This is a genomic window from Cytophagia bacterium CHB2, from assembly GCA_030263535.1.
In the GTDB taxonomy this organism is placed as follows: Bacteria; Zhuqueibacterota; Zhuqueibacteria; order Zhuqueibacterales; family Zhuqueibacteraceae; genus Coneutiohabitans.
In genome coordinates this window covers 1-9,135 of sequence record SZPB01000265.1, presented here as the reverse complement: position 1 = coordinate 9,135, position 9,135 = coordinate 1, and the positions used below count along the sequence as shown (strand labels likewise).

General features: G+C 53.7%; 12 protein-coding genes. 5 read left to right on the top strand and 7 right to left on the bottom strand.

The genetic code is table 11. The annotated features are described in order from the left end of the window. Position 1 precedes the first annotated feature (1 nt). A complete protein-coding gene (locus tag FBQ85_21300) occupies positions 2–499 on the top strand; it encodes a hypothetical protein (GenBank protein ID MDL1877675.1) in 498 nt (165 codons plus the stop codon). Between the two features lie 7 nt (positions 500–506). Here the strand turns inward: FBQ85_21300 and FBQ85_21295 are convergent, their stop codons facing one another. The 5 genes from FBQ85_21295 to FBQ85_21275 form a co-directional block, all read right to left on the bottom strand. Next, positions 507–1,379: a hypothetical protein gene (locus FBQ85_21295; GenBank protein ID MDL1877674.1), complete on the bottom strand. Its 873-nt coding sequence runs from the start codon at positions 1,377–1,379 to the stop codon at positions 507–509. Positions 1,380–1,503: 124 nt separating this feature from the next. Further along, positions 1,504–2,007, bottom strand: a complete 504-nt coding sequence (locus FBQ85_21290) for a ubiquitin-conjugating enzyme E2 (GenBank protein ID MDL1877673.1) — start codon at positions 2,005–2,007, stop codon at positions 1,504–1,506. Then, positions 2,004–2,309 (bottom strand): hypothetical protein, encoded by a 306-nt coding sequence (locus tag FBQ85_21285; protein MDL1877672.1) that lies wholly within the window; start codon positions 2,307–2,309, stop codon positions 2,004–2,006. The genes FBQ85_21290 and FBQ85_21285 overlap by 4 nt, the downstream gene beginning before the upstream one ends. A 10-nt stretch (positions 2,310–2,319) precedes the next feature. Next, complete coding sequence (locus tag FBQ85_21280) at positions 2,320–3,708, bottom strand: ThiF family adenylyltransferase (protein MDL1877671.1); 1,389 nt, start codon at positions 3,706–3,708, stop codon at positions 2,320–2,322. Then, positions 3,629–4,048 carry a hypothetical protein gene (locus tag FBQ85_21275; protein MDL1877670.1) on the bottom strand — a complete coding sequence of 140 codons (420 nt, stop codon included), beginning with the start codon at positions 4,046–4,048 and terminating at the stop codon, positions 3,629–3,631. Before FBQ85_21275 ends, FBQ85_21280 begins: the two co-directional genes overlap by 80 nt. A 277-nt stretch (positions 4,049–4,325) precedes the next feature. On the opposite strand from FBQ85_21275, the gene FBQ85_21270 reads away from it, so the two are divergent. Further along, positions 4,326–4,556, top strand: coding sequence for a hypothetical protein (locus FBQ85_21270; protein MDL1877669.1), 231 nt, complete (start codon positions 4,326–4,328; stop codon positions 4,554–4,556). A gap of 144 nt (positions 4,557–4,700) precedes the next feature. Here FBQ85_21270 and FBQ85_21265 read toward each other — a convergent pair whose 3' ends face one another. Further along, positions 4,701–5,858: a T9SS type A sorting domain-containing protein gene (locus FBQ85_21265; GenBank protein ID MDL1877668.1), complete on the bottom strand. Its 1,158-nt coding sequence runs from the start codon at positions 5,856–5,858 to the stop codon at positions 4,701–4,703. A 242-nt stretch (positions 5,859–6,100) separates the two neighbouring features. Between FBQ85_21265 and trmB the strand changes: the two genes are divergently transcribed. Genes trmB through FBQ85_21250 form a run of 3 tightly spaced genes read left to right on the top strand, consistent with a single transcriptional unit; the run spans position 6,101 to position 8,385 of the window. Further along, complete coding sequence (trmB, locus tag FBQ85_21260; protein MDL1877667.1) at positions 6,101–6,742, top strand: tRNA (guanosine(46)-N7)-methyltransferase TrmB; 642 nt, start codon at positions 6,101–6,103, stop codon at positions 6,740–6,742. Continuing rightward, positions 6,739–7,401, top strand: a complete 663-nt coding sequence (locus FBQ85_21255) for a class I SAM-dependent methyltransferase (protein MDL1877666.1) — start codon at positions 6,739–6,741, stop codon at positions 7,399–7,401. Before trmB ends, FBQ85_21255 begins: the two co-directional genes overlap by 4 nt. Positions 7,402–7,416: 15 nt before the next feature. Then, positions 7,417–8,385, top strand: coding sequence for a quinone oxidoreductase (locus FBQ85_21250; GenBank protein ID MDL1877665.1), 969 nt, complete (start codon positions 7,417–7,419; stop codon positions 8,383–8,385). A gap of 177 nt (positions 8,386–8,562) precedes the next feature. On the opposite strand, the gene FBQ85_21245 is transcribed toward FBQ85_21250, so the two are convergent. Next, positions 8,563–9,135: hypothetical protein (locus FBQ85_21245; protein ID MDL1877664.1), on the bottom strand; the 573-nt coding region annotated here is incomplete at its 5' end.

Below are 9,135 nucleotides of genomic sequence, written 5' to 3'. Positions count from 1 at the left end.
TTTGATCTTCCCGGAAGCCGGCTGGACCTCGGCCGGCGCGATCGTGCCGCAACGGATCAACGGGCGCTTCGTCATGTACTTCAGCGACCGCCAAAATCTGCGCCTCGCTTATTCCGAAAATCTGCTGCAGTGGCGCGCGCAAGAGGCGCCGGTGATGCAACCGCGCGCGGAGATGTTCGACAACGCCGCGCTTGTTCCCGGTCCGCCGCTGATTCTCGGCAATGAGGTGATACTGTTTTATAACGGCATTTCACCAACCCGGCGCGCGCAGCCGGCGCAAGCGGTTTTTTCGCTGCAAAGTCCCGAGACGTTGTTAGCGCGCAGTGAGCGGCCTTATTGGAGCATGTCCGCACCAAATGCCGAGGAATCGACTTCATTGTTTCTTGCCGGGTTGGTACGATTTCAGGAGGAGTATTTTTTGTATTTTGATATCAATGAAGAAGCGGTGGGAGTTGCCGTGAGCAAAAATTTTGCAGCTCAAATCCGTGCGCAAAAATAATGCGGCATTAGCGCTTGAAGCGCCGTGCTCGTTGCAGGATCCGTTTCCAAAAACTCGCTTTGCTTTGAATCAACGATTCGAATGATTGTTCGGGCATAGCCATTGGGGGCGGATCTGTTTCCTCGCTGGATGCCAGCCGCTCCGGCTCTAACGGCTGAGCTTCCGCGGGCGGAAGTTCTGTTTCTGCTGCCGGCGGTTCTATTGCCGGAGTTTCCGTCACCGGGTGTTGCTCTTCCGTTGGCGCCACGGCAGCCTTCTCATTCGCCAGATCATCGATTAAGATATACTGGCAAGCCTCACTTTCCGCGCCGCGAAAAAATCCTATCTCCTCGCGCACCGGATCGACCACCAGGGCAATTTGCCATTCCTGGCTGTAAAACTGTTTTTGGTTCGCCTGATCCGTCCCCGACATAAAGATGCCAAAATTCGGATGAGAATGATACCAGCCAATCTTGCGCGTCTCGCCCTGCGTTTTATCCCAGATTTTATCGACTTCATCATTGAGGCGTCGAAATTCTTTGGTCGAGACTTCAACGGCAACGATGCTTGCATTCGTGTCAACGGCCGCAACGGCTTCTTGCACCTCAATCCACAACACTTTTCGGATAGGATCCGAATAAGCATTCCCCAACAACAGGCCGAAGCATTCGTGCGACAAATCCCGTTGCGCGTGTTCTTTGACTTTCGCCAAAAGGGAGTTGCGAACAAAAATGACGTGCTTTCGAGCATTGGCGGGTTGCGCCCAGTCAGGCGGTATCACACGCGAAGGAGGTTGGTAAACGCGGCGTTCCGTGACGATGAATTGACCGGCCGGCCGGGATGAGCGCCGGCGATTTGAGCGAGGGCGTCTGCGAAAAAAACGAAGAAATGCCAATGACATTGCAACAAACCTTTACGAACCGAGCGCTACTTGATCAGCAAAATTGGGGAGAGGCAGCGCCGCAAAAATCAACGGCGATTCCGGTGAGTTGGACTGCACCCTGTTATGTTTCTAGATTACGCGCTTACTTGCGATAAATGGATTTGACGGCCAGCGCTGGCGCCGCTTCTCCCACATCCGGCAATCTCGTGTTATCCACCGGCACGAGGTTACGATTTTTTTTGAACCAGGCCAGCGCCTCACGATTCGCGGGGCTTTTGCTGTCAATCAACTCCGGCCGGAACTGAATATATTTAGCCAGACGCAGGCAAAAGGCGGCCAAGCCTTCTTCGGCAGAGTATCGCCCCACGCAGACGCTGCCATTTTTAAACACATGCGGATGAAAAAGAACCGGACGGGAAATGAATTTTGCAATCGGCGGCTTATCCGGATATTCCGCCAGGAGCTTGATGACCACAGTGTGACCTCTGTGAAAGTCAGAAGGCCCGATCAAGCCGGTCAAATCGTATTCGACAACATATCGTTCCGGCGGTTTGCGCCGGTCAGCAGCTTCCCAGCGAATGATGCCATTGCGCAACGTTTGCATCGCCAGAAAATCCTGCTGCAGGCGCACGAGGCGTGACATCATGATTCGGCTCCGGCGGCCGGCGTTTTGAGCGGGGTTGGGGCGCCGCCGCGCTGCACCACTGCGACGCGAATACGATCACCCGATTCCACTCTTAAAGAAGACAGGGTTTGCCCCTCGCCCAGTTCTCCCTTGCCTTTCACCGTCAGCCCGTATTCTTCATCCTCGCCGGTTAAAGGAGGGATGAATTCAACTTGAATCAAATTTTCAACAATCTGTTCACGGGTCATGTCGGAAGACACTTCGACGTCCATTTCCGAGTCATCGCTGACATTGATAAACGTCAGATTGATCGTTTCGGCCATTCCTTAGCTCCTATAGCATCTCTGAAAAATTGCAATTTTGCTGCGCCAATCCCGGTAGGGTTTCGGCGAAATCGTTCGCCAATTCAACGTAATGCATTTGACCCTGCCGATCTTGCGCCCCGTAAATGTGCATGAGAGGAAATCCTAACTTGTTGAGTGTCAAATCCAGCAGTTGTTCGCGCGTTTCCTTCATGCCGGCTTCGGCGAGATCCAAACTGTCGCTCAGATAGTGGAGCTGCAGGCCCTCGCGATCGCCGGCGCGGCGGCAATGGCGGCACTGCAACTCGTCGCTTTTCAAACGATGCAGTGGGCGCATGATTTCGGTATATTCAGCGCAATGCGAGCATTCAACGCCGGGCACAAAGCTGTTGGGAAATTTGACGACCGGCTCTTCGATGCCGGCCTCATGCAACGCGCGCAAAAGGCCTCGGAGAGTCGTTGTGCGTGTGCCGCCCGCCAGCCGCAGAAATGCCGGTAAAGGCTGAAGCGCCTGACATTCACAGTGCGGGCGCGGCAAGATTGTGGTGGCGTCGAAATAGGGCGTCGCGCTGCTGCCGTCATATTGAATTCTGACGCCGTTTAAGTGAAGGCGCCCGTGCAGCCACTTGAGCGCATGCTCGACTTGCATCGCCGCGATCACTGCCGAGGTCACCTGCACGGTAGCGAGCTTGCCCTGGGCATAGCCGCGCCGCAATGTTTGAAAACAGGAATCATAGCGTGCGTTTGCCCCCTCGCGCTCCCGCTTCGTTGTGGCGCAACTGAAACAGGACGAAAACGGCGGTTGAAAAAGATAAATACTGCCCGCCAGCTCGCGAATGCCGGCGTCCAGATAGGGCTTGCCGGTGAGCAGGCACGCGCGATTTACGGCCAGCCGCGCTTCGATATTATCCAAACATCCCAAAACGATATCGAGCCGACGATAGACGCCGAGGCCCAAATCCCACACCACATCACCATCAAAAGCTTCCACCACCGCTGCTGGCTCAACGTTAAGCTCAAGCGCGCGTTGCGCGGCGACGCGCGCTTTGCGCTTGCCCAAATCATCTTGCCGAAAAAGCGCGGTACGGCTCAAATTCGAAACTTCGATATCGTCAAAATCAACGATCAGCATATACCCGACGCCGACGAGCGCCAGGTTCTTGGCGACTTCATTGCCAAGCGCGCCGGCGCCGATGATCATCACGCGTGCTTGCCGCAGTTTTTCCTGGCTCCACCAACTTATTCTCTCTTGCCGATCGGTGGCGGTCTCGTGGCGGCGTCCGGTTGTTTTGATGCGAAATGCCATATGCGAAAAAGTTTTGCCTTGTGCTTGCGCCGCTTCAGGCCACGCGCTGTATTTCGTGCGAACCGCAGCGAAAGCAGCGCCGCGGCGCCGCGAGATGGTGCCAGCAATTGGCATGATAAAGCTGGCCGCATCTGCGATTCCGGCAGCGCACCCAGCCGGGCAGAACGATTTGCTGCTGCCGCCGTTCCATCGTCTCCCGCGAACGCGGCGAAAAAAAAATTATGATGACGGCCATCACCCGCAGCAGGCGCAAGCGGAGAATTTGCGTCGTGTAACTTTGACGCCGAAAATAGGGATCATCGGTAATCGCATGCCGGCAATAGGAACATATTTTTTGATCGCGATACCGCACGACGTTGGCCGGCAGCTTCGCTCCCGCCGGAGATGAGGAAACGCGCGCGTTTTTTGCTTTCGCTTGGCTTTGCCGCACGATTGGCCGAAAAATCGGGCTCACGCGGCTTGCTCCCGCGGAACGGCATTGAACATAGCATACCTCGCGTTTGAGATTGGTGCGACTGCAATCCCGCATTCGCCGGAGTTGTTATGTCGCCTCGACAATCTGCAACATGGAATACTACATGCCATTTCGGGTGATTGCAGAGAAGGATAATTAACGGAGTTTGAGGGAAGGCTTCTGCATCCAGGAGTTTATGAAGGTACATCATCGGCACATTTGACAACAACGTCATCACCGCTGCCTAGGGAAGGGCAGGCAAAGATTGCGACTATTTATGACGACTGTACGCTTTGCCTTGCAAGAGACTTCCCCGGTGCGCTTGGCAATTTACAATGCTTTTGGCAATGAAATTCGGCTGGTGCTTTCCGGATATTTACCCGCCGGCGAGCATCTGGCCCAGTGGGACGGCACAGACAATCAGGGCAACCTCGCGGGACATGGTGTGTATTTTTACCGGCTTGACAGCCCGTGCTTTCACACCGTTCGAAAGCTCTTAAGAAAATAGCCACAACCTGAAGCGGTGACATTCTCTCCCCGATTGCTAACATCAAATCCCTGCCATTGAAACTGGCGCAACGCGCTCGCCTGCAATCAGTCAAGCGACGCTGCGCCAGTATGAATTCCGCCGTATCAAGATTCGTTCATCAGCTCACTTCAAAAGAAGCATGGTTTTGGCGCTTTCGTGATTGCCGACTTTCAAACGGTAAACATAAATACCGCTGGCGAGATTTCTGCCGCTGGCATCCCTGCCATCCCAACTTACCGTATGCTCACCTGCCGGCATAGGCGCTGATAGGAGTGTCCGCATTTTCTCTCCGGTCACGTTGAAAACCGATAACTCAGCCACCCCGGCCTGGCGCAACTGAAATGCAATTTTCGTTTCAGGGTTGAAGGGATTCGGAAAATTCTGTGATAACTCAAAGGCGTCCGGTATTGCCTCACGCCCGGAATGAGACGCCACCGAAGTGGTGGTCGAAGCCAAACGGCTGAAGCTTGCGGCCTCGGTGAAATTGGGATTCGTTTCGCCGTCCTGGCTCACGGCCATTGCGACATAGAAGTTGTTCTTCGAAATCCAGATATAATCAATGGTGGTTGTCGTGTCGGCAAGAAAAACAGTGCCGGAAAAGATCGTCTTGGTAATTGTCTCGCTATTGCCGCGAATGCGCAAGCAATCAAAATCGCCAATGGGCAAACGCACCTGCCCCCAGCCGTCGACGGTGTTGCTGGTGTTGGAGGTGGTTATGATGGCAAATGTTTGCGGATCACCGAACGTATCGGACTCCGCTACATTCCAGGTTGCGCCAAATTGCAAAGGAAGCGGCGTAACGTCACCGGCTTCTTCAGAGTTGGCAAATGAGGTGTCCGGCGTGATAACTCCCGAACCCACCGTTTGCGCGCTTGCGCTTGTGACTTGCAAGTAAAGATAAAACTCGCTGCCCGGTTCGGCCGGGAAGGTGGTCTTTTGCACAAAATTGGCTTGCGGAAATTGCGCGGCGAACGGCGTGCCTTGCCGGTTCACGAATTGATTCGTGTAACGCTCGGCTTGTATCGTCACGCTGCGAAAATCCCACGTTTGATTGGCGCCCGCAGAACCGACGTTGACCGAGACGCCAAACGTTGTATCCGATTCGACTTCATGCGTTTTGCCGATCAATCCTAGTACATCAGTGGAAGTCACCGTGATTTGGGCCTGCGTGCCCGTCGCCCAAACGAATAATGCCAGAGCTATCAACTTCGTAACATTCAATCCTGCCTTCATAGAGTCCTCCATAAAACGTTGGGAGATAAAAAAAGCATTTTTTCGCAAAGTTGCCGTGTTCACAGTCGCAACCGTGCGACAAAAATGCAGCGAATTACCGCACAAAATAAGGAAGGACAAAAGGAAAAGCAAGAAATGAAATCACATGCAATTGAATTAGATCATTTGATCTACCTCCCGAAGCCGCGGCGGTTGCGATATTCCAGCTTGACATTGAAAAGAGTTTCGGGTAAGTTTGCCGCGTCCGAATTAGACAAAGACTGCATGAGCCTACACGCCGTAAACAATATATGCCGCGCAAGAAGTTGAAGCGTTTTGCCGAGTTGGCAACATTTCCAAATGTTTTTTATGATCCGTTTGCGATGAAGGGCCGCTGGCGCGAGCTGTTCTTTCAAAATGATCATGCTCTCACGCTGGAGCTGGCCTGCGGCAAGGGTGAATACACGCTTGCCCTTGCCCGAAAATATCCTGAGAAAAATTTCATTGGTGTTGACGCCAAAGGAGCCAGGCTGTGGACCGGCGCAAAAACTGCGTTACTCGAGAATCTTCCAAACGCCGCATTTTTAAAAGGGCAAATTGAGCAGATTGCATTGTTTTTTGCGGAGCAGGAAGTGCAGGAAATTTGGATTACGTTTCCGGAGCCTTATCCCGAAAACGCGAAGGCGAAGAAACGCTTGACCGCGCCGCGCTTCTTAAACGAATATCGCCGCATTTTGCCGCCGGGCGGCATGATTCATCTCAAAACAGATGATCTCGATTTGTTTAAGTTCTCTTTGAAAGCCGTGCAGGCCGAAGGAGGCGTCATTCACGAAGCCTTGCCCGACTTGTATCAAGTCCCCGACGACGGCGAGTCAACCGCGATTCAGACGACCTATGAACGTCGCTATCTAACCGAGGGGAGAACCATTAAATATTTGCGTTTCAGCCTATGAACTGTTGCACGGTGGAAGGCACCAACAAGTTCTTCAATACGCAGGCCGGCAGCATGATCAAACGTTTCAAGAAGCGAGGGCTGCGTGCCGAACAAAAATTGCTGGTGGAGGGCATTCAGCAAAACCGTTTGGCGCAGGACGAGATTCTTGAAATCGGCTGCGGCGTGGGCGCGCTGCATCTCACGCTGCTCAAACGCGGCGCAACCAAAGCCACCGGCATCGACATCTCCAGCAAAATGATCGCCACCGCCAAACAACTGGCAGCCGAAATGAACGTGCAGCATCGCACGCATTATCAACAAGGCGATTTTGTTGCGCTGCATGAACACCTGCCGGCGGCGGATATCGCGATTCTCGACAAAGTGGTGTGCTGTTACACGGATGCCCGGACGCTGATTGTGCACTCGACTGCCAAAACGCGCAGACTCTACGCCGTCAGTTTTCCGCGGCAAAGCCGGTTCGTGCGCATGATCTTCCGGCTGACAGCGTCATTCCTGAAGTTGCTTCGGCAGTCATTTCACCCTTACTATCATTCACCGGCTCAAATCGAGAAATGGATCGCGGAACAAGGGTTTGAAAAAAAATACCAAGCGAATACATTCATCTGGGCGGTGCAGGTTTACGATCGCAAGAATGAAGCGAGTTTATCTCGTGCTTAAGTTTGAAGGAAAGTTATGAAAGCGATTCGCATTCACCAACATGGCGGAGTCGAAGCACTCGTCTATGAAGATATTCCGGTTCCAAAACCGGCGGCCAACGAAGCGCTCGTGAAGGTGGCGGTGAGCGGGGTGAATTTTATAGATGTTTATCATCGCATCGGATTCTACCAAGTGGCGTTGCCGTTCACCCCCGGCAGTGAAGCTGCCGGCGTGGTGGAGAGTATTGGCAGCCAGGTGACGGAGGTTCGCGCCGGACAACGCGTAGCCTTTGCGATGACGCCCGGCAGCTATGCCGAATATGTGCTTGTTCCCGCCGCGCGGCTGGTTGTCCTGCCGGAGAAAATTTCATTCGAGGCTGCCGCCGCTGTGATGTTGCAGGGCATGACGGCGCATTACTTGACGCACGCAACGTATGCGCTCAAGGCGGGAGAAACGTGCCTGGTGCATGCCGCTGCCGGCGGCGTGGGATTGTTGCTGATCCAAATGGCGAAACGTCGGGGCGCACGAGTACTGGGCACCGTTTCCACCGAAGAAAAAGCCCAACTTGCGCGCGCGGCCGGCGCGGAGGAAATCATTTTCTATACGCGACAGGATTTTGCCGGCGAAGTAAAACGCTTGACGGAGGGCAAAGGCGTTGACGTGGTTTATGATTCGGTGGGCAAAACGACTTATGAAAAAAGCCTGGCGTGCTTGCGGCCGCGCGGTTATCTCGTGCTGTTTGGGCAATCGAGCGGCGCCGTCCCGCCCATTGACCCGCTCATGCTCAGCGCGAAGGGGTCACTTTTTCTCACGCGTGCGACGCTGATGCATTACATGGCAACTCGCGAGGAATTACTGCAGCGCGCCGGCGACGTGCTGAATTGGACGGCAAACGGCGAGTTGACGCTGCGCATTCATCGTGTGTTTGGACTCGCGGAGGCAGGGCAAGCGCATACGCTGCTGGAGAGCCGGCAATCTTCCGGCAAATTGCTGCTAAAACCGTGAATCGGATTTTCGCGAATTTTTAGTTTTGTTTTATTCGTAGAGAAAAGCCTCACGCAAAGAACCCGCAAATTTTTTCTTTGCAGAACCATTGCGGCTCTAACTTCGGCGAGCTCAGTCGAGCCGCATCTTTGCGTGAAATGTTTTTGCTTTTAAAGCAAAGATTTCATTTTTAATGGACTAATTGCTTTGGGGCGGGTAAATCACCAGGGTGCCAGATTTTTTGGCGCCTTCGTTCGCGATGATTAACGTGCCGTCCTCGGCAATCGCCAAGCCTTCAGGCTGATCGTGAACGGATTTGGGCAATGTTGAAACGGCCAATAATTTGCCTTCGCTGTCAATCTCGGCAATGGCAAGTCCGTTGGAGGCCAGAACAAAAAAATGGCCGGTGCCGGGATGGCGTTCGATGGCAGAAGGATTGAATTCCTTCCGTCCGGTTTGTGATAAAATCTCCTGCAATGAAAGCAGAAAGCGGGGTTTGCTTTCTAATGTGCGCGTTTTAAGCGAGAAGGCATATATCGCTTTCGTTTGCCCCAATCCTTTGCCGGGGTCTGCTTTGCAGACGAGCAGCAAGCTCTCGGTGTCGGAATCATAAGCCAGCCCCTCAACATCATTCGCAACACTCAACTTCGTGGCGAATCGTTGGTAATCGACGTGCTGCTCGTTCTGGGCTTCACGAAAGCGATGAACGACGCCCTCGCTGGTCACCAAGAAAACCGTGTCTTTGCGCGCCGCAATTCCCTCAAAATCTCC